This window comes from Pseudomonas syringae pv. tagetis, from assembly GCF_022557255.1.
In the GTDB taxonomy this organism is placed as follows: domain Bacteria; phylum Pseudomonadota; class Gammaproteobacteria; order Pseudomonadales; family Pseudomonadaceae; genus Aquipseudomonas; species Aquipseudomonas caricapapayae.
This window is the reverse complement of record NZ_CP092923.1, coordinates 2,001,901-2,024,578: the sequence shown is the minus strand read 5'-3', so window position 1 is coordinate 2,024,578 and position 22,678 is coordinate 2,001,901. Positions and strand designations below refer to the sequence as shown.

The window sequence follows — 22,678 nt, the reverse complement described above, 5'->3', positions numbered from 1 at the left end:
GGTCAGCCCGCCTGAAAAGTCTGCTGCCCACACGTTCAACCTTCTGCCGACAACAGGTCAGCGTTGATCATCTCGGCGATCACCTGAGCCCAGGGCGCGGTGACGATGCCGTAATGATCGGTGTCCAGTGGCTGCCAGCCCGACCGTTTCGGCAACAGCCCTTGCCAGGCCTGCTGCAGATCCGCCATCCGCCAGGCGCTGCCCATGCCGTAAGGGTTGGGATGCGTGGCAATGAACAGCCGCGCGCGGGTGCACGGCAGTGACAAGGGTCGATGATCGACCATGCTGGCCATGTTGTTCCGGCAGCAGACGATCAGGCTTTGCAGGTAACGCGGCGTTTCTTCTGTAGCTGCGGTGGTGCTGTCCGGCAAGTCTGTGCGGCGTGCAGAAAACTCGCGCTGGAAAACCTGCTGGATATGCGCTTCGTCGATCTTCGCCAGCTCTGTGCCAGCATCCGGCGCGGGCGGGTCGATCAGGTACAGCAACGGCTGCTCGCAGTCGTCTGCCAGCAGACTGCACATCGCCTGCGCCACCCACGCGCCAAATGACCAGCCAGCCAGTCGCCAGGCTGAACCTGACGGGCAATGGGCCTGCAACGCCTTGAGATAAAGCTGCGCCCGTTCAGCCACACTGATGTTCGGCAGCTCAGGCAGGCGCAACGCCGGATCGGCGATCACCCACACCCCGAGATCAGGGTGCAGCGCCGAGGCCAGCTCGCGGTATGCCTGCACATCGCCACCCACCGGGTGAATCAGATACAGTCGTTCGCGGCCTGCCCCCGCATGCCACTGGTCGATCCGCACTGCGTCAGCCCAGTGCTCGTCGACTGCCGCCGCCCCTTCCCCTGCTGCCTGCTGCACCAGCGTCAGCACCTCGAGCAGGCTGACCCTGTGGCTGAACTGTGACAGCTGGAAGACCACGCCTGTCGCGGCCTGCAGTTCATCGATCAGGTCCAGCAGGGTCAGGGAGTCGGCACCCAGTTCGTAGAACGAGTCATTCTCCTCCAGGGCGCTCACGCCAAGCCACTTGTACAGACAGCCGTGCAGACGCTCACGCAGACCGGTTTCTGCCGCAAAGGCCGGCGCGGCTTCAATCACCGTCGAGTCACTGCCGCCATGTCGCGCCGGGTAGAACTGACGTGCAGTGTTCAGTTCGGTCGTCGAGATCAGTAATTGCGGCAGTTGAGCCGTCAGGGCTGCATCGAATACCCGGCAGCCCTCCTGCGCCGACATGCCGACCGCCAGGTGCCGCTGATGCGCTTCATCACAGATGCCAGCGGCAGCGGCCATGCCGATATCGCGCCAGATGTCCCAGTTGATGCCCAGACGCACGCAGCCATTTTCGGCGTTCGGGCGGTAATAGGTGAAACCATCGAGCACTGCACTGGCGGCGGCGTAGTCCAGATGTCCGGCACCGCCGAACAGTGCCGACATCGACGAGCAGTACAGCACGAAGCCCGGTTTCATCTGCTCGATCAAGGCTTCGACCGCCAGCATGCCGCGGGTCTTGCTTGCCATCGCTTCGGACAGTACCCGAGCATCGCGCTGACGGATCAGGCTGCCCGCTCCGGTCCCCGCAGCGTGAATCACACCGTCGAACTGCCCGTAACGCTCGCGCAGTTGCTCAAGCACCCCAGGCCAGCGCGCCAGATCGGCGATGTCCGCCTGGACGCTGTCGATGCGCGAGGCATGAGCGTGCAGGCTTTGCGCAATCTCACTGCGGCGCGACAGCAACACCACCCGCCGCTGGCTTGATTGCAGCAAGTGCTCACACAAGGTACGCCCTATACCACCTGTGCCGCCGAGTACCAGAAACGTGCCATTTGCCGGTAGCAGATTCGAAACGGCCGCAGGCTCCGCAAGCGGACTGGCCTGCAGCTGTGGTTGCCAAAGATAGTCGTCACGGATGGCCATACGCCGTGGCAGTGACATTGGGTCGGCGAGCAGTGCCGCCAGTTGCCGAGCCTGGGTGTCCAACCGCGCCGCAGGGAGATCCAGCCAGTGACAGCGTATCGGGTACTCCTGCGGGGCTACCTCGGTGACGCCAGCCAGTGCCGCCAGTTCCGGGCGCAGGACCGTGCCATTTACCGGGCATGCCTGCCAGGACAGCAGCCAGAGCCGCAAAGCTGTCTTGTGCTCGCTCGCCCCCCAGGCTTGCAACAGCGCGCTGACCGTGTCCAGACAGGCCCATTGCGCGGTTGCCAGGCTTTGCTCGCCGACTACCCCGCCTACCGACAGCGGCAAGGCATGCAGCCAGTCCAGTTCGGTTGCAGTGTGTCCATTGTGTTCCAGCGCTGCGATCAGTCGGCTGAACGCTAGCGGGTCCAGTGGATCCAGCTCATAACGGCTCGGGCCAAGCTGCTGATAGCCGTTGCCGGCCTGAACTTCGACAACCTGCCGGTAAACGCTTTGAAGGCTATCAAGCACCGCAGCCTCCATGCGCTCGTGGGCGCAGACCACAAGCACGCCACGAAGCTCGCCATTCGTTTGCGTGCCCAGACGACGTACCCGCAGCCATTGACGCTGGTAAAACCAGTCGGCCATCGGCTGGCGGTCAGCGGTGTGCGGCGATGGCTCGACGTGGGCGGATGGCTTGAAGCGGAAAGTCTGCAGATCGAATGCAGAGGGTGGCAAGTTCCACGGTGGCGGTGCCGAACGAGTCGGCGCGTCGATACTGGCCCCCGCATACCAGGCCTCCAGCAATGCTTGCGGTGAATGCTCACTGGCGTTCAGGCGTGCATCCGTGATCGTCACCTGTTTGATCGCCGAGGGTTGCAGGCGCAACGCCTGACCCGGCTGACAAATCATCGCCAAGCGCCAGCGCAGTGCACGTCGACCGCTTTGCAGGTAACGCAGCAGCGCCGTCTGTTGCTCGGGAAAGGTGTTGAGCCATGCTTCTATCGCCCTTACGTCGTGTTCCAGTGCTGTGCGGCTGTGCGCGGACAGCAACAGGCACGGCGGGCAATCCTCTGTCATCTCTGCCTGCGGTGGCGGCGCGCCGACAATCACATGCGCGTTGGTGCCACCGATGCCGAAACTGCTGACCCCGGCCAAACGTCGACGGCCCTCGGGCCACGGTCGTGAGGCACCGGGAATGTAGAACGGTGAATGCTGCAGATCGACTTGCGGGTTGATCCGGGTAAACCCGAGGTTGGGCGGGATCACCCCGTGATACACCGCAAGCGCTGCACGAATCAGCCCGACCACACCCGCCGCCGCGCCCAGATGGCCGATCTGGCTTTTCACTGACGCCAGTGCGCAACTGGCGGCAGGTGCGGCACCGAAGGCCTTGCTCAACGCGGCCACTTCGATCGGGTCGCCCAGCAACGTGCCGGTCCCATGAGCCTCGACGTAACCGATATCGGCACCCGTGACGCCGGCCTTGCGCAAGGCCTCGCTGATGACTGCGCTCTGCCCCGCCACCGACGGCGCGGTGTAGCTCATTTTGGCTCGACCGTCGTTGTTCAGCGCCGAAGCCTCGACCAGCGCGTAGATCCGGTCGCCATCGGCCTGGGCGCGAGCCAGCGGTTTAAGCACCACCACCCCATAACCACTGGCACCGATGGTCCCGCTGGCGTCGTCACTGAACGGCCGGCACAGCCCGTCGCGAGAGAAAATGTGTTGCGGGCGGTAACGGTAGCCATCGGTCAGGGTCGGGTCGATCAGCACCCCGGCGGCCAGCATCACGTCACTGTCGCCCTGGCGCAGCATCGCCGCCGCAAGGTGCACGGCAATCAGCGAGCTGCCACACGCCGCCTGAACGCTCAAGGCCGGACCGTCGAGGTCCAGGTGGTAAGCCGCCTTGGTGGCCAGGAAATCCTTGTCGTGGTGCAGCGCCATCTGAAAACCGTCCGGCAGATCGGCCTCGGCCGTTTCGCGCAGCATTTGCTGGAAGTACGTGGTTTCGCCACAGCTGGCGATCAAACCGATGCGCGGGCCATCGGCTGTTGGCGTGATCGCAGCATGTTGCAAGGCCTGCACGCAGCCCATCAACAGGTGGCGCTGTTGCGGGTCCATCAAGCGCGCTTCCTGAAGGCTGATGCCGAAATAATCGGGATCGAAATCCAGCAGGCCCGCCAGTTGACTGCGAGCGCCGACCAATCCATCGGCGGCATCAAACAGCTCGATGCCCAGCTCGTTTCCTTGAACCATCGCCCAGAAATCGGCGAGATTGCCGGCTCCCGCCACGTTCACCGACATGCCGATGATTGCCATCGGCTGCTCACCGGCTTCAGGCGATTGCAAACGGGCCACGGGAGCAGATGGCGAGGCCGCAAGGTGCTGCGCCAGAAGGCGCACGGTGACATGCTCGAACAACGCTGCCATCGCCACCGGCTGCGGCAGTTCCTGATTATAACGGGCATGCAGGCGCATCAGACCGAGGCTGGTGGCACCGGCCTCGAAGAAGGTCTGATCGGGCTCGATGTCGCGACCGATAACCGCAACGAACAACTCGCTCAATTGCTGTTCGAGCGCACTCAGTGCTGGCACAGGAAGCGCCGTGCGGGGCCGTTGCAGCACTTCGCCCAGCGCGCTCAGCGCCTTTCGGTCGATCTTGCCGCTGGGCGTCCGCGGCCAGGCCTCGATGCACCGGTACTCGTCGATTCGCACATGTGCAGGCAGGTGCAGCATGACCTGCCGATCAAGCTGAGGCACATCGGGCCGCGTACCTTCGGTGTGCAGCCAGGCAACCAGGCGTGGCGGCTCGCCCTGCATGGCTACCACGGCATTGCTGACCTGCGCGACCTGCATCAGTGCGGCTTCGATCTGCCCCAGCTCAAGACGCTGGCCACTGACCTTGATCTGCTGATCATCGCGGCCAAGGTAGTGCAAGCACGCATCGACACCCATCTGTGCCAGGTCGCCGGTGCGATAGAACAGGGTTTTGCCCTCGGGCTGCGGCAATTCGACAAAACGCGCGGCATTCAGTGTCGGGTCAGCGAGGTAGCAGCGCGAAATCATCGGTCCGGCCACCAGCAGATAACCCTGGCTGCCACTCGGCACCGGGCGGTCGTATTCATCCACCAGCAGCAGGCGCGCGTTGTTCACCGCCAGCCCGATGGGCGCTCGCAGCGGCCAGTCCTGAACTTCTGCGGGCAAACGCCAGGCGCTGACCACGTGGGTTTCAGTCGGGCCGTAATGGTTGAACAGACGCGCCTGCGGCATGCCGCCAAACCAGCTGCGCAGTGCCTCGGTACACAGCAGTTGTTCGCCTGCCGTGATCACTTCGCGCAGTGCCTGGGGGTAAACGCCCTGGCTGACGGCGGTCTGCGCCAGATGCTGCAAGGCCACGCACGGCAGGAACAGCCGTTCGATGCGCGCCTGCAGCAGGTAGTCCAGCAATGCCGGGGCATCCTGTCGCCAGAGCGGGTTGATCAGGTGATAGCAGCCGCCACCGCAGAGGGTGCTGAAAATCTCCTGAAACGACACATCGAACGACAGCATCGAGAACTGCAGAGTCACCGACCTGGCCGGCAAATGCCCTTCAGTGCGCTGCCAGTGCAACAGGTTGCACAGGGTCCGGTCCGGCACCTGAACCCCTTTCGGGATACCCGTCGAGCCGGACGTGAACAGCGTGTACAACGGTCGCTCACCCGCATGACGGCGACGTTCGAACGGCCGTGCCGCAGCGCTCAGGTCGACCCGATGACGAACCAGCCGGCCGGCACTCAACCGATCCAGCGCCGCCTCGGTTGCGCTGCTGTACAGCAGGCAACACGGCTGTGCCTGCTGCATGACCTGGTGCTGCACCGCCAGCGGATAGCCAGGGTCAAGCGGCACGGCCGTCAGGTTGAGTCTGGCCAGCGCCAGCAAGGCGACGATATGCTCGACCGACGCGTCGAGGTACAGCACCACTTGCAGCGCTGCGTCAGTGCGCTCCGGCTGCGGACATTGCTCGATCAGGGTGGCCGCCAGCGTGTCAGCCAGCGAGTCCAGTTCGGCATAGCTCACACACTGCCGATCAGCGACCAGTGCCGGGGCGTCCGGTGTGCAACTCACCTGATACTCGAACCAGTCGGCCAGGGTGCCGAACGGAGCCTCATCGCGGCCACCCTGACTGGCAGGCGGCAGGCTGAAACGGTAGGGCGTGAGCAGATCGTCGAGGAGGGTCGAGGGTTTTTCCAGGAGCAGATCAAGACCCTGTTGAAACACCTGCTGGGCGGCGACCATTTGCCCGGCATCGAAGTAGCTGCACTGGTATTCCCACCAGCATTCCAGCTGTGCACCGGCATCGACGACCGACAAGGTCAGCGGGCATTTGGCCTGCACGGTTTCACTCAACTCCAGCGTGGCTCGCAAGCCGGTCTTAGCAAGCCGGGCATAGTCGGTGTTTTCCAGCACGAACATGAAATCGAACAGCGCACTGCCGGACGACAACCGCAGGTCCTCCACCAAATCAGCCAGCGCAACGTCCTGCAAGGCCAGTACCTCCCGCACCGTGGCGGTCTGATGGTGCATCTGCCGGTCGAGCGCCATGCGATCGTCGAACGCCGTCGGGATCAGCACGGTGTTGGCGAACATCCCGATCGCGTCTTCGAATTCGGTCAGCGGGCGGTTGGAGACCGGGCTGGCAATTCGCGGCCGTTCACAACCGGTCAGCGCATACACGCTCCAGGCATAGACGCTGAACAACACTTCATAGCGGGTGACGCGTTGCTGACTGCAAAACCGATCCAGCGCAGCACTGCGCGCGACGCCCAGCGGCTGGCGGTACAGCCGTGCCTGCAGGCCTGGCTCACGGACCGGCACCAGCGGTGACGAACAGGCTTGCTGTCGACGATGCAGCGCGGCCAGGGCGCGGCGCTGGTCGCGATAGCGCGGGTCGACACGCCATTGCCGTTGCCAGAGCGCGAACTCCAGCGTACTCAGGCCGTTCGGAGGCTCGGCACTCGCCCGCCCGTGCAGCGCATCGTCGTAGAGCTGCACCAGATCATCGAACAACAGGTTCATCGACCAGCCATCGACGACGATGTGGTGCAGGTTCATCAGCAAGCGACAGCTGCCATCGGCAAACGGTAACAGCCAGGCCTGACACAGGGCTGATGTCGCCAGATCGAAAGGTGTATCAAATACCAGCGCCGCGAAGCTGCGCCAGGTCTGTTCACTGAACGCGCCCACATCGAACGTCCGGCACAGCGTATCGCGGTCGCAGACCTGCTGATGCAGCCCGTCGGTTGCGGACACGAATGCGCTGCGTAACCCGCTGTGGCGGGCCAGCAGACGCTGCACGGCTTCGGCCAGCGCGGGCAGTTGAATGCCTGCCGCCAGATGCAGGATGAGCGGCACGTTGTAGGCCGTTGCCTGCGGCGTACGTTGCTGTAGCAACCACAGGCGACTTTGCTCGGCAGTGGCTGGCGCACGCCCTGCCCTGTTGACCGGTGGCGCGGGCGGATAGGCAGACGCAGCGCCCTGCTCATCGCTCAGGCGCTCGGCCAGTACGGCGAACGATTCGCTCAGCAAAGCGCTCAGGGCAACCTCCCGCTGCCAGTGTGTGCGGATTGCCGAACGCAGGCGCATGGCCTTCAGAGAGTCGCCACCACTGCCCAGCCAGTCGTCGTGGCCATTCAGTTCAGGTTGTGCGAGCAGTCTGCGGGCCTGGCTCAACAGCCAGTCCAGCGCGGGTGAGTGCTGATCGTCATGCGGCGAGTCGGCGTCCGCTCGCCACGGCTTCAAGGGCCGGGCAAGCAGCGCACGCTGGTCGATCTTGCCGTTGGCCGTCAGCGGCAGGCGCTCCAGCGTAAACAACTGATGCGGGCGCATCCACACGGCTAAATGTTCGCGCAGATGCTGGTCAAGGTCGCGATAGCCCAGCCCCTCGCGTGGCACGATGAACGCCAGCAACTGGTGGTCTTCGGCAGCCTGCCTGCGGGTACAGACATGCACCTGCGCCACCTGCGGATGCTCCAGAATGCGCTGCTCGACCTCGCCCGGCTCGATGCGAAAACCCCGTACCTTTACCTGGCGGTCAATCCGGCCCAGGTACTCGATCAACCCCTCGGCATTGACTCGAACCTGATCGCCGGTTCGGTAATGCAGCGCTTCCCCGCCGTCGGATACCGGCAGGCGCACGAAACTGTGCGCGGTTTCAGTGGGGCGGTTGCGGTAACCCCGTGCGACCCCGCTGCCACTCAGATAAAGCTCGCCCGCTTCGCCGGGAGCAACCGGACGCTGTTGCGGGTCGAGCACGCGCACGCCCGTATCCGGCAAAGGCTGGCCAATCGGCACCGCGTCACCGACAAAGTCTCGGGCAATGGGATGGCACAGCGCGAAGGTGGTGCATTCCGTGGGGCCGTAGACGTTGAAGATCCGGCAGCGGCTATCGGGATTGGCCTGATACCAGGCACGGACCGCAGCGGCACTGACCTGCTCGCCGCCGATCAGCACCTGACGCAGGCTGGCAAAACAGTCAGGGGTATCTGCACTCAGCGTGTTGAACAGTGAAACGGTCATGAACAGGCTGTCGACCTGCTGCGTTTCCAGCACGGTTGCCAACCGTCGTGCGTCCTGCAGGTCGGCATCCGCGATGATGATGCAGCAGCCGCCATTGAGCAGCGGTGCCCACAGCTCGAAATTACAGGCATCGAACGCCGGGTTGGACAGGCAGGCGAAACGGTCGCCTTCGCGAATGTCGATGTAGCGGTCGGTGTGGGCCAGACGCAACAGGCCGCGCTCGCCAACTTCCACAGCTTTGGGTGTGCCGGTGGTGCCCGAGGTGTAGAACAGGAAACTCAGCTCGGCGAAGTCCTCGGGCACAGGCTGTGGCGGCTGATCAGGGTAATCCAGCAGAGTCTCGACGCTGACGTGCCAGCCCCGTTGCGTCGACACGGCAGAAGAATCTTCGCCCAGGGTGACGAGCCCGACACAGCCTGCATCGTCCAGCATCAGCGTGCGACGCCGGGCCGGGCTGGCGCGATCCAGCGGCACCACGACTGCCCCCACTTTCAACGCAGCGATGATTGTGGCGACCCATTGCCAGCCACGCGGCATGCACAAAGCCACCGGATCGCCGCGGCCTGTGCCTTGTGCCAGCAGACCCTTGGCGATGCGCTCGCTGGTGCCGGCCAATTGCTCGTAGGTCAGCCGTACGTGCTGGTCGATCACTGCCAGCGCGTGGGGATTGCGTGCGACCTGCCCGGCAAAGCCTGACAGCAGGGTCGTGGGGTGCCGGGCATTATTTTCCTGGTGCCTGCTCATCATTGCGCCTCCTGCGTATCGAAACGTTGCAGCTCTTGCCTGAGCGTCTGTGAGACCCGGTGCACCTCGGCACTTTCCAGCATGTCCCAATGGCCGCCGTGCACCAGCCGGGCCCGATAGCCATTGCCCGCACGGCGACGCCAGAACCTGCGCAGCTCATGCAACTGCGTGCGGCTGAAACCTTCGCGCGCCTGAATCAGCACGATGCGCCCGGCTTGCGGCTCACATTCGTAAGCAGCCATGGCCAGACGGTTGTGGTTATAGAGGTGGAAGTAACGCTCGACCTGCGCGTCTTCGATGCCGGGGTACATGCCGTTGAAGCGCACCAGTTTGTCGCGAAACTCAGCCATGTCCACGGTGCCGATCTGTTGCCGGAACCCCGGATCATCCGAGCCCTGGGTATCGAGCAGCACCACCGTGACCTGACGATTGCCGGCAGCCGTCAGGCGCCGGGCCATTTCGTAAGCCACCAGGCCGCCGAACGACAGCCCGGTGAGTATCAACGGTTGCGAGGTCAGTGACGCGATGCGCCGCAGATAGGCGTCGGCCATGGCCTCGACGGTTGGCTCGGTGCTCTCTCCGGGATTCAAGCCCGGTGATTGCACCCCGTACACCCCGATTGTTTCCGGCAGCTCCTTGGCCAGCGACAGGTAGCAGAACGCAGTGCCGCCCGCCGGGTGAATGCACACGACATTGCGCTGCCCGGCACCGCGCCGGAATTCGATCAGATTGCCCTGTGCCGCGGTCAGGCTGGCCCCGGTGCGCAGCCAGCCGCCCAGCGCCTCGATGGTCGGCTGGCCGATGATCACCCGCACCGGCACCTCGACACTGAACGCCCGGCCAATCTCGTAAGCCATCTTGATTGCCGCAATCGACGTCCCGCCGACATTGAAGAAGTTGTCACGGATGCCGATTTGCGGCACCAGCAGCAGGTCTTTCCAGATTTGATACAGCGTCAGTTCGATATGGTCTCTGGGGCTGCCGATATTGACCTGCCGATCGACCAGGTCCTGATCGGCCAGCGCCGCAAGCGCCACACGGTCGACCTTGCCATTGACCGTCAACGGCAAGGCGTCCAGCCACAGATAAGCGCTGGGCATCACCGCGCTGGACAGCGTCGTCGCCAGGTGCGCACGCAGCGCCGCTTCATCAAGGGCGCTGTCGGTCACGCAGCACGCCACCAGGCGCTGGTTCTGCGCGGTATCGCCGACGATCAGCGCCACACTGGCGCGAATGCCGGGAAACAGGTCGAGCCGCGCTTCGATTTCACTCAACTCCAGACGGATGCCGCGCAGCTTGACCTGAAAGTCATTGCGACCGAGAAACTCCAGTTGACCGTCTGCGCGATAACGCGCCAGATCGCCGCTGCGATACAGGCGGTCACCAGCAACGAACGGGTTGTCGATAAAGCGCTCGGCAGTGAGCGCGGCCAGGCCCAGATAACCCCGCGCAACGCCGACGCCGCCAATGTGCAGTTGACCGGTCACACCCGCCGGGACTGGCGCGTCGCGCTCGTCGAGCACGTAAAAACGCGTGTTGGCAATGGGGTGGCCGATGGGCAATCGACGTGTCGGCACCTCGGCACCGGGGTCCAGCGTCCAGACGCTGCTGATCACCGTGGTTTCGGTCGGACCGTAGACGTTGTGCAGGCGCGCATGCGGCAGCCGTTCCTGAAAGAGTCTGGCCAGAGCTGGCGACAATTCGCCGCCGCCGCTGAACACATCCATCAGGGTGTGACAGGCGCTGACCTCTTCGACTTCCAGAAACAGTTGCAACATGGCTGGCACGAATACCATCGCGGTGACACGTTGCTCACGCACCACCCGGGCCAGATAACCGGGTTCGAAATGGCCGCCGGGACGCGCAATGACCAATCGGCCGCCGGTCAGCAACGGCCAGAAGATCTCCCAGGCCGAAGCGTCGAAACCGAACGGAATCTTGTGCAGCATGTTTCCCGATTCGCCACAGAACTGCTGACACCACAGCAGCAGGTTGCTCAGCCCGCGATGCGTGACCATTGCGCCTTTGGGCAGACCGGTAGTGCCGGAGGTGTAAAGCACATAAGCCAGATGGTCGGCGTTCACTCCGACGCGCTGCGGATGTGGATTGTCCGACGAACATTCGCCCCACAGCACCGCGTCGGCCTGTATGTCGATAATCGGTACTTCGCAGGCCGCACCGTGCAGCGCCTGACGCAGTATTTCGCGGGTCGGCCCCAAGGCAAGCAGCACCGCCGGGGACGTGTCATCAAGAATATGGCGCAGGCGTCCCGACGGGTAATCCGGGTCCAGCGGCACGTAGGCACCGCCAGCCTTGAGCACCGCCAGCAAGGCCACTGGCAGTTCCAGAGAGCGTTCGATACAGACCGCCACGCGCACATCCGGGCCGACGCCGAGGCTGCGCAAGTGCTGCGCAAGGCGGTTGGCCTGGCTGTTGAGCTGGCCGTAGCTCAGCGACTGGCCTTCGAAAATCACTGCGCACTCGTCCCGGCGACGCGCGACCTGAGTCTCGATCAAACGATGCACGCAATCGACAGGCTGGGTCAGCGCCGCCGGACGGTTCCACTCGTCGAGAATCTGTTCGCGCTCCGCAGCGGTGATCAGCGTGAGTGCGCCGACCGGCTGCTTGGGGTCCAGCGCGACCTGCTCGAGCAGTTGCCGATAATGCCCGCTCAGGCGCTCGATGCTGGCCCGCTCAAACAGATCGGTGTTGTACTCCACCAGCAGGTTCAGCAGACCGTCGCGCTCGACCCACTCGAAAGCCAGATCGAACTTCGCCGTAGCGCTACCGGTGCCGTACGGCGTCATGCTCAACGCCGGCATGTGCGCAGGAGTGCCCGGGGTGTTCTGCAACACCATCATCACTTGAAACAACGGCGAATAACCGCTATCGCGCGGCGGGTTGACGGCCTCTACCACCCGGTCGAACGGCACGTCCTGATGGGCGTGAACATCCAGCAGGGTGGCGCGTACCTCACGCAACAGTTCGGCAAAGGTCTGCTGCGGATCGAGGCGCTGACGAATGACCTGGGTGTTGACGAAATGGCCGATCAGCGGCTCGATCTCGGGACGGCTGCGGTTGGCGAACGGCGTGCCGATGCACAGGTCCCGCTGACCGCTATGACGCCACAGCAATACCGACAGCGCGCCGATCAGCACGTTGAACAGCGTGCCCTGGGTGTGTCTCGCCAAGGCATTGAGCGCGCGCAAGGTGCTGCCGTCGACCGTCGAGCTGAACGTGGCCCCGGCGTAGCGCTGCACACTCGGGCGTGGTCGGTCGGTCGGCAGCGTCAGCATCGGTGGCGCGTCGGCCAGCGTGCGCTGCCAGAAAGCCAGCTGCCCGGCCAGCGCCTCGCCGCCCAGACGCTGTTGCTGCCAACAAGCGTAATCGGCGTACTGCACCGCCAGCGGCGGCAGACTGGACGCCTGACCGCGCAGAAAATCACCATACAAGGCTGCAATTTCATGAGCGATCACGCCCATCGACCAGCCATCGGCAATGATGTGGTGCACGCTGTACAGCCAGAGGTACTGCTCATCGGCCAGGCGCAGCAGCGAGGCACGCAACAATGGGCCGCTGGCAAGATCGAATGGCGCTTTGGCCTCGTGATCGACAGCCGTTCTGACCTGCGCTTCTCGCGCCTCCGGCGCCAGGCTGCGCAGGTCGACGACCGGCATCACCAGCGCCATCGCCGGGTGCACGATCTGCCGTGGCTCGCCGTCTACGCTGGCGAATGTGGTGCGCAATATCTCATGACGCGTGATCAAGGCGTTCAGCGCCTTCTCCAGCACGGGCACCTCCAGCGTGCCCGTCAAGACGACCGCCGTGGGCACGTTATAGAACGCATTGCCCGGCTCCATCTGATCGAGAAACCAGAGCTGGCGTTGCGAAAAAGACAGCGGCAACGCCATTTGCCCGGCGGCCCGGCGAGGTATCGCCGCCGGGTCCGTGCCGCTCAGCAAGGCAATCAGCTCTGCCTTGTGCTGCTTGAGCGCCTGCAACATCTCGTCATTCAGAAACCCGCGCGGTGCCTTGCAGCGCAGTTTGTCACCGTCCACTTCCAGCACCACGGCATGGCGACCGAACAGCTCCAGCAATTGATAGGCGTTCATATCTCTATCTCCTCCATGTCGCTGGCTTCGTCCGGTTGATCCGCAGCAGAGGCGAACGCCTCGACCTGCCTGTGGCGTTGTTCGGCGGCGGTGCGCAGGCCGCCCACCATCGAGTAGATCAATTGATGATTCGCTCCCAGGTCGAACAGCGCCGACAACTGCTGCTCCTCGATTGAACCCATTCCACACAGGCCAAGGCCCTGCTCGACCGCCGTCATGGTCAGCAATTGCGCCATGCCGCCGGCTTCGATGTGGCAGAAGTCGCGACTGCGCTCGCCATACAACGGTCGGATCGCTGCCATGTCGGCGACGAAGAACAGCGAAAACGCAGCGTTTTCATACACGGGGCGATTGACGAAATAATCGTAGGTGTCGGGGTCCAGCACATCGCTGTCGAGCCGCAGCAGGCGATGCCGAATCGGATCGTAGTAATAAGCCCCCGCCGCAACGCCGGCCACCCGCTGCGGTTTGACGTACAGGTAGCTCTGGATCGGGTACAGACCGCCCGCAGACGGAAACTGGTATTTGACCTCGCCGTCCAGTTGCCCTTGCGCCAGGCTGGCCAACAGCCCGGCAAATGCCTGGGTCGGAATCGGCCGGGCAGCAAACTGGCGTACCGAGCGGTAATCACTGAACCGTCGGGACAGAGCCGGATTATCCGGCCGCGCAAGGTCCAGCGTCGGAACGTGCGGATCGAACGCCCGGCGCCCACGCTGATCGGCCTTGAAGCGGGCGCGCTGCTGCGGATCTTCAATCACCTGTTCGGGCGCAAACGTGCGTTGCCGGACGCTGTCGATCACGCTGCCGTCGGCAAGACTCTGGCGGTACATGCCGAGCAGATTGAACAGGGTTGGCTGCGCCAGCAACTGCGCGACATTGGGGCGGAAACGCAGCTCGCCGGACAGCGCATTGCTGATCCTGACGATGTCGATCGAGGTTGCGCCCAGGTTCAGCAGATTGGCGTCGGCAGCAATCGAAGGCCGCTTGAGCACGCCCTGCACAATCGTCACCAGTTGTTGCTCCTGTGGCCCCTCGACTTCAAGCGCAGGACCGGATTCCAGAGCCTGCGACGGTTCGGGCAGGCGTTTCTTGTCGACTTTGCCGTTGGACGACAACGGCCACTCCTGCACGAAGGTGAACGAGGACGGCACCATGTAGGCGGGCAGTTTGTCTGCCAGGTACTGATTGAAATCACTGGCCTGCAACGCTGGATCGGCCTTGAGTACGTAGCCTGCAAGCCGTTTCTCGCCCAGCGCTTCGCCGAGCACGCGGACCACGGCGCTTTGCACACCGGGATGGCGATTGAGCGCAGCTTCGATCTCGCCCAGCTCGATACGATGCCCCTGAACCTTGACCTGGGTATCTTCCCGACCGAGAAACTCGATATTGCCGTCGGGCAGCCAGCGCCCCAGGTCGCCAGTGCGGTACAGACGCTCGCCCGTCAACGGGTGAGCAAAGAAACTGCCGGCACTCAGGGTTTCATCGCGCCAATAGCCTTTGGCCAGACCGATACCGCCGATGTACAACTGACCGGCCACCCACGTCGGGCGAACCTGCAACGCGTCATCCAGAACGTAAAAACGCTGGTGATCCAGTGCCTTGCCATAGGGAATACTGCGCCAGGCGGGATCGACCTGTTGCAGCGGATACTGAATCGACCAGATGGACGCCTCGGTTGCCCCGCCGAGACTGATCAATTGCAGCGTTGGCTGTAGCGCCCAGGCGCGTTCGGGCAGCGTCAACGCAATCCAGTCGCCGGACAGCATCGCCACCCGCAGGCTCGACGGTAACGCGCGACGCTCGCTTTCGGCATGCTCCAGCAACATGCCGAACAAAGCGGGCACTGAATTCCACAGGCTGATCCGATGCTGCTCGATCAGCGCCAGCCAGTGCGCAGGGTCAAGTGCCTGCTGCGGGTCGAGCATCACCACCGCAGCGCCTGCTGCCAGGGTGCCGAAGAAGTCATAGACCGACAGGTCGAAACTCAGCGACGAAATCGCCAGCACCCGGTCCACCGCGCCGACGGCAAAGCGCCGGTTGATGTCGAGCAATGTGTTGACCGCACCGCGATGATCGATGACCACGCCCTTGGGCATGCCGGTCGAGCCGGAGGTGTAGATCACGTAGGCCAGGTCATCTGGCGTGAGGTGCACAGCGTGCAGTTCGGGCTGATCGACACTGACCGGTTCGGTTACGCTGATCACGCCGACTTGCGCAGGCCACTCGATGCGTTGCAGCACTGCTGGCTGAGTCAGGGCCAGGCTCGCTTCGGCACGTTGCAGAATGTGCTCCAGGCGCTCCGTCGGCAGCGCCGGATCGAGCGGCAGGTAGGCACCGCCTGCATAGTGAATCGCCAGCGTCGCCACGACCTGTTCCCAGCCGCGCTCCATGACGACCGCGACCAGTTTATTGGGCACCACTCCCCTGCTCTGCAGCAGCGCCGCCAGGTGCCGTGCTTCTGCCCGCAGCTGTCGATAACTCAACTGGCGCTGCACTCCGATCACGGCCGGTGCATCCGGGGTGGCAAGCGCCTGACGGTCAAACAGCTCGTGCATCAGCGCTGAATCGACAGGGCTGACATCGGGTACCGGCAATCGCGCCAGCGGTATCAGGTGCACCGTGCCGGCGCTCCAGGCAGCCGGTTCAAGCAGTCGGTCCAGCAGCGCGTTGTAGGCGTCGAACATCTGCTCGATCATGCCCGCCGGAAACAGTTCGTCAATGCTGTCCCAGTTGAACAGCAGGCGCCCTTCAAGCTCCAGCAACGTGTGGTCCAGCCACACCTGCGGGGTCTGAGTGATGCTGTGCATGTGCTCGGCGCCCAGGGCGTCGGCCAGATTGAATTCGGCCAGTTCCGGCGCAGCCTCCGACAGGGTGCTGTTGAAGACAATCGGCATGGCGGTCTGCTGCACGCCACGCGCCTGAGACAGTTCGCGCAGCACCCTGACCCCGCTGACCACGGAATGATCGATGTCTTGCCAAAGCCGTGCCTGCACGGCACGCGCCTTGTCGGTGAAGCTTGCGGCCGCATCAAGGCTGACTTCCAGCAGGATCAGCGAGGTGAAGTCGCCGATGATCTCATCGACATCCGGGTGCAAGGGCATGCGGTTGAACAGCGGCAGGCTCAAGGTGAAACGCGGCTGCCGACTCCACAGCGCCAGCACTTCACTGAACGCCGTCAGCAGCATCACCGACGGTGTCACCGCGAACTGTCTGGCGAGCTCCTTGAGCCGCGACCACTGCAGCGCCGACAGTTCGCGGTCGCGGCGGGTAAAGTGCGGCTGGCTGATGCTTTCCGGCTGGCACACCAGCGGCAGATCCGGTGCGGGCGCCAGTGTGGCCACCTTTTCGCGCCAGTAGCCCAGCGCCTGCTCGTAGCGACGGTCGCTGCGCAAGCGGTGTTCGGCCAGCACGTAGTCGCGAAAGGTCAGACCCGGCTCAGGCAGATTCAATTGCGGCTCGGCATAAAACGCCATCAGTTCGCGAGCCAGAATCTGCGTGCTTGCAGCGTCCACGATCAGCGCGTCGAGGCTGATATGCAGATGGCAGATGCCGCCATCGAGCAACGACAGACTGAACTCGAACAACGGCCAGCGACTGGCGTCCAGCACCTGATGGGACTGACGTTCGCGAGTGACTTGCAGGCCCTGCTGCGCAGCATCGACGGACAGGTCGCGCAGATCGCTGCGTGGCATGTGATAAGTCGGCACGCTCTCGAGGATCTGCTGCGTGCCGTCGCTGAGGAACACCACGCGCAGCATGTCATGACGCTGGATCATGCGGTTCAGCGCCCGTTCGAAACGTGGCACATCCAGGTCGGGAATGCGCAGCTCTTCGTAGCCGTGGGCGCTGACACCGCCGAGGCTGACTGAAGATTCGCGACCAAACCAGTACGCCTGCTGAATATCGGTCAACGGAAATGGCGCGTAACGTGCGTCGCGATCAGCTTCGATCGGGGTAAACGACGTTTCCCCCGGATGATCTTCGCCACGCCCGAGCCGTACCTGCTCTGCCAGGTCCATCAGCACCGGGGTCTTGAACAGGCTGCTCAGGGACAGCTGCGCGCCCATGCGCTGGTTGATCATGTAGATCATCCGCGTGGCCAGCAGCGAATGCCCGCCCAGGTCGAAAAAGTTGTCGTGGAGGCCGACCTGCCCGGACTTGAGCACCTCGGCCCAGATCTGCACCATCTGCCGCTCGGTCTCGTCACGCGGGGCCACGTAAGTGCCTGAGCTCTGGCGCTCGGGCGCAGGCAGCGCCTGACGGTCAAGCTTGCCATTGCGGGTCAGCGGCAACTGCGCCAGTGACACCCAGGACGTCGGGATCATGTGTTCCGGCAGGTGGCGGTGCAGCGCGGCACGCAGGGTGTCGGCAGTTGCAGGCCCCACCACATAGGCCACCAGACGCTTGTCGCCCGCCACATCCTCGCGCAGCAGCACGACCGCTTCCTGCACGCCGGGCTGTTGCTGCAGAAGGCTGTCGATCTCACCGAGTTCAACGCGAAAGCCGCGCAGCTTGACCTGCTGATCGATCCTGCCCAGGTAGTGCACGTTGCCGTCAGCGTGCAACCGCGCCAAGTCACCGCTGCGGTACATGCGCGCGCCAGGTTGCGGGTCGAACGGATCCGGCAGGAAGCGTTCGGCGCTCAGGTCCGGACGATTCAGGTAACCACGGGCCAGGCAGGTGCCGGCGATGTACAGCTCCCCCGCCACACCGACGGGCACCGGATTCAAGTCGCCGTCCAGCACGTACAGCCGCGCATGGGCGATGGGGCGGCCAATGGGCGGCGCATCCGGCCACTGGCCAGCTTCTGCGCAGTTCAGGCTGAACTGGCTGACCACGTGGGTTTCGGTCGGACCGTACTGATTGTGCAGTCGCGCGCCGCCAAGGCCGCAGACAAAGGCACGCAGTTCGTCATTGATGAGCAGCGCCTCGCCAGCGGTGATGATTTCGCAGCCACCCGCTGGAATCGGCGCGTCGGTCTCGGTCAGGCCAGCCAGTTGCTGGAGCACGGCAAACGGCATAAAAGCCCGCTGTACGCCTTCGGTTACCAGCGTCGGGCGCAGCGCAGCAAGGTCCTTGCGAGCGGTTTCGCTCATCAGCACTAGGCTGCCGCCCTGACACAAGGTGCTGCAGATTTCCTGAAACGAAACGTCGAAATTCAACGAGGCAAATTGCAGCACGCGTTGCGACACAGGCGTTTGCTGCAGTTGCCAGGCAATCAGGTTGTCCAGCGCCGCACGGCTGTGTGCCACACCCTTGGGCCGTCCGGTGGAGCCGGAGGTGTAGAGCACGTAGGCCAGATTGCCGGGGCTGACGCGAACCTGCGGATTGGAATCGGAACACTGCGCCCACAGCTGCGCATCCACGTCCAGACAACAGACCGACAGTGTGTCGCGCAACGGCGGCAGACCTGCGCGCAGCGAGGCCTGAGTCAGCAGCAAAGACGGTGCAGCATCACCCAGCATGAATGCCAGACGCTCGGCCGGATAGGCGGGGTCGAACGGTACATAAGCGGCACCGGCCTTGAGAATGGCCAGCAGGCCGATGACCATCTGCGGCGAACGCTCCAGGCACAGCCCCACGCGCTGCTCGGGTTTCACGCCTTGCCGGATCAGATGATGGGCCAGTCGATTGGCCGACTGATTGAGCTCGGCATAGGTCAGCGTTTGCCCATCGGCAAGCACTGCCTCGGCACCGGGCACGCGTTGAGCGATGTCCTCGAAACGCGTTACACAATCGGGCAGCCCCGAGGTGTTGCCTTCAGTGCGGTTCCAGTCGTGGACGATCTGGCGAAGCTGCTCGGCGTTGAGCAGGTCGAGCGTCGCAAGCGGTTTTTCGCTGTCCTCAACCATCTGCGTGAGGATGCGGCGCAGGTATTCGCCCATCTGCATCACGGTCTCCGGCTCGAACAGCCCGGACGCGTATTCCAGGCCGCCTACGATTTGCCCGTCACGCTCGCTGAGGGCCAGTTGCAGGTCGAATTTGGCCACTGGCTGGACGCTTTGCAGCACGCTGACGTCGAGCCCGGACAATTCCAGATCGGAATCCTGATGCTGCTCCCAGGCGAACAGCACCTGAAACACCGGGCTGTAAGCCAGACTGCGCGGCGGGTTGAGCAACTCCACCACTTGATCGAACGGCAAATCCTGATGTTCCTGAGCGGCAAGCGCAACGCTGCGCGCCTGTTGCAGCCAGCTTGCCACTGTCGGGCTGCCGGTGCGGGTCATGCGCAAGGCCAGGGTGTTGACGAAGAACCCGATCAACCCTTCCAGCTCCTGCTGGCTGCGGTTCGCCGAGGGCACACCGATGACCACATCGTCCTGCCCCGACAGGCGCATCAGCAGCAGCGACCAGGCCGCCAGCAGGTTCATGAACAACGTAGTGCCCTGCTGCGTAGCCAACACTCGGAGCCGTGCCGTCAGCGCACGGTCAAAGACCAGCGGCACGAAGCCGCCGCGGTAATCCTGGGCCGCCGGACGTTTGTGATCGGTGGGCAACGCCAGCAGTAGCGGTGCTCCGCTGAGGGTTTCACGCCAGTAGTGCCGCTGCGCATCCAGCACTTCGCCGGACAGCCACTGGCGTTGCCAGGCCGCGTAGTCCACGTACTGGATAGGCAGGGGCGGCAGTGGATTGGCATGTTTGTGCAATGCCGCTTCGTACAACAATCCCAGTTCACGTGTCAGCACGCCCATCGACCAGCCATCGGAGACAATGTGGTGCTGGGTCAGCAATAACACGTGATCGTCGTCGGCCAGCCTGACCAGGCTGACGCGCATCAACGGCCCCACCGCCAGATCGAACGGCTTGCTGCCCTCTGTGTCGATCAATACCAGCAGACGCGCCTGGGCATCGCGCTCGCCGCGCAGGTCGATGACTGGCAACGGAATGAACGCTCCCGTCGCCACGCGCTGCCGCCCCTCGCCCTCGACCGCGAAAAACGTGGTGCGCAGCGCTTCGTGGCGGGCCACCAGTTGATTGAAACTGCGTTCCAGCGCCGCCACTTGCAACGGCCCGCGCAGGCGCAGGTTCAGGGGCATGTGGTAGGCCGCATTGCCGCCTTCCATTTGCGCCAGAAACCACAGGCGCTGCTGGGCCGACGACAGCGTGTGTGCCCCGCTACGCGCTACAGCCGTGATTGGTGGGCGTGGGTTGCCCTGCCGAGTGGAGCTCAGTCGTTCGGCGAACTGCTGCAGCACAGGGGCGGTAAACAGGGCTGAGGGTGACACGTCCAGATGCAATGTCTGCCGGACCTTGGCCAGCACGCGCATCACCAGCAGCGAGTGGCCGCCGAGCGCAAAAAAGTGATCCTGGCGACCGACCCGCTCGACACCCAGCACCTCGGCCCAGATGGCCGCGAGGGCCATTTCTTTCTCGCCTTGCGCAGCTTCGAAGACGTGCCGATAGAATGCGTCATCCCCAGGCTCAGGCAATGCGATGCGGTCCAGCTTGCCATTGGCGGTCAGCGGCAGCGCGTCCATGCGCACGAACGCAGCAGGAATCATGTAGTCCGGCAGGCTGAGCTGCAGATGCTGGCGCAGGCCTTTAGGCGTCAACGCTGCGCCGGTCTGTTCGCGAAAGTAGGCAATCAGCCTGGGCACGCCCGCGCCGTCCTCGCGCAGCACCACCACGTTGTCACGAACACCGGCAACCTCGGCCAGACGCGCCTCGATTTCACCGAGTTCCAGGCGCAGGCCGCGCAGCTTGGCCTGCGAGTCGTTGCGCCCGAGGAACTCCAGATGGCCGTCGGCCCGACAGCGGGCCAGATCGCCAGTACGGTACAACCGCTCACCGGCCACGAACGGGCTGTCGATGAAGCGCTCGCGGGTCAATTCCGGCAAATTCAGGTAGCCACGCGCAACCCCCGCGCCGCCGATGTGCAGTTCGCCGGTCACGCCTTGGGCAACCCTGCCACCAGCGGCATCGAGCAGGTAAATCCGCGTATTGGCCAACGCCCGCCCGATGGGCAGCACCGCGTCGACATGGCTGTCGGCCTCGAACTCGAAGCAGGTGCTGTCGATGCTCGCTTCGGTGACACCGTAGGCCTGGACAATCTGTACAGGCTCGCCACACAACCGGCGCAGCTGGCGCGCGCTGTGGGCCGTCCAGATGTCCGATCCGCAGACCACCGTGCTCATGAACGACAGGTCGCGCCCCGTTTCCTGCACCCAGACCAGTAGCGGATTGAGCACGGCCGGTACGAAGTCCGCAAAATCGATGCGTGCCTCGCTCAACAAGCGATACAGCGCCGGCGGGTCCATCAGCGTATCGCGCGGGCACAGAACGAGCGTGCCGCCAAACCCCAGCGCACGGATCAGATCGGCGCTGAACACATCGAAGGAAAACCCGGCCATCTGCAGGTGGTTGAGGGGCTTGCGCAGCGCGTATAGCTGCTCCCATGCCGCACTCACCGCAATCAGCCCGCGATGCTCGACCATCACCCCCTTGGGTGTTCCGGTGGAGCCCGAGGTGTAGATGACGTAAGCCAGATGGCGTGACGTCAGCCCGACCGCATGCGGGTCCGGATTGTGCACTGATTGCGCTGCCCACAGCGGGGTGTCGGCCAGATCCAGCAGGGTTGGTGCAACCTCGACGCCGTGCAGAGCGGCCAACAGTGCCGCACGCGCCGGAGCATGGCTCAACAGCACACGTGGCGCACTGTCCGCCAGCATGTGTGCCAGGCGGGCTTTCGGGTACGCGGGGTCCAGCGGAACGTAAGCGCCGCCCGCCTTGAGCACTGCAAGCACGCCGACCAGCATGTCCAGCGAGCGCTCCAGGCACACGCCGACGCGCACATCCGGCCCAACGCCGAGGCTGCGCAGGTAATGGGCCAGACGATTGGCCTGAATATTGAGCGTCGCATAGTCAAGCGCGTCCTCTTCGAATCGCGCAGCGATGGTGCCGGGATTACGCTGCACCTGCGCTTCGAAAAGGCCATGTACAGACTGGTTTTCGTCAAAGAAGTGCGCTGTATCAGGATGAGCGAAGCCCGTCCCGCGCGAGGAAGATTTGTCGACCATCAGGAACCACCGTCCGTGAGCAGATTATTTTTATGAACGGACGGAAGCACAGAGCCTCCCGCCCTTCAGGCACAGCATGAGAGATGCCGGATGAACCTTGACACTCAGGGGGCGGCGCGCGCTCTTGCGCTCACGTCATGGCCAGACATGGAAGCGCTCGGGGGGATCGCAGGGAAATGACGGGCGAACGCGGCAAGGCGCGACTCGCATACAGAAAGGGGGTTGGCTGGCTCGTTGACGAGACTGATCGCTCTGCCCCTGAAGCTGGCGTTTGCATACCGCGTGACCAATTGAAACCTCATCTTCCGTTTGAGGGTCAACGACGGGGAACGGCCTGCGCCGGGGTGTCAGCGCC

General features: G+C 63.9%; 3 protein-coding genes. All 3 read right to left on the bottom strand.

The features are described 5' to 3' along the window. Positions 1 to 35 precede the first annotated feature (35 nt). The 3 genes from MME58_RS09155 to MME58_RS09145 are packed head-to-tail and all read right to left on the bottom strand — an operon-like array spanning position 36 to position 22,323. Entirely contained in the window at positions 36 to 9,197 is a 9,162-nt protein-coding gene (locus MME58_RS09155; RefSeq protein WP_082427557.1) for a non-ribosomal peptide synthetase, read from the bottom strand. Further along, positions 9,194 to 13,306 carry a non-ribosomal peptide synthetase gene (locus MME58_RS09150; RefSeq protein ID WP_055006707.1) on the bottom strand — a complete coding sequence of 1,371 codons (4,113 nt, stop codon included), beginning with the start codon at positions 13,304 to 13,306 and terminating at the stop codon, positions 9,194 to 9,196. The genes MME58_RS09155 and MME58_RS09150 overlap by 4 nt, the downstream gene beginning before the upstream one ends. Beyond that, positions 13,303 to 22,323 (bottom strand): non-ribosomal peptide synthetase, encoded by a 9,021-nt coding sequence (locus MME58_RS09145; RefSeq protein ID WP_055006708.1) that lies wholly within the window; start codon positions 22,321 to 22,323, stop codon positions 13,303 to 13,305. Before MME58_RS09145 ends, MME58_RS09150 begins: the two co-directional genes overlap by 4 nt. Between the last annotated feature and the right edge of the window lie 355 nt (positions 22,324 to 22,678).

Excerpts from the sequence above, each read along its gene's own strand:
- MME58_RS09145 (WP_055006708.1), bottom strand. The coding sequence starts at position 22,323 with ATGGTCGACAAATCTTCCTCGCGCGGGACGGGCTTCGCTCATCCTGAT.
- MME58_RS09155 (WP_082427557.1), bottom strand. The coding sequence starts at position 9,197 with ATGATGAGCAGGCACCAGGAAAATAATGCCCGGCACCCCACGACCCTG.
- MME58_RS09150 (WP_055006707.1), bottom strand. The coding sequence starts at position 13,306 with ATGAACGCCTATCAATTGCTGGAGCTGTTCGGTCGCCATGCCGTGGTG.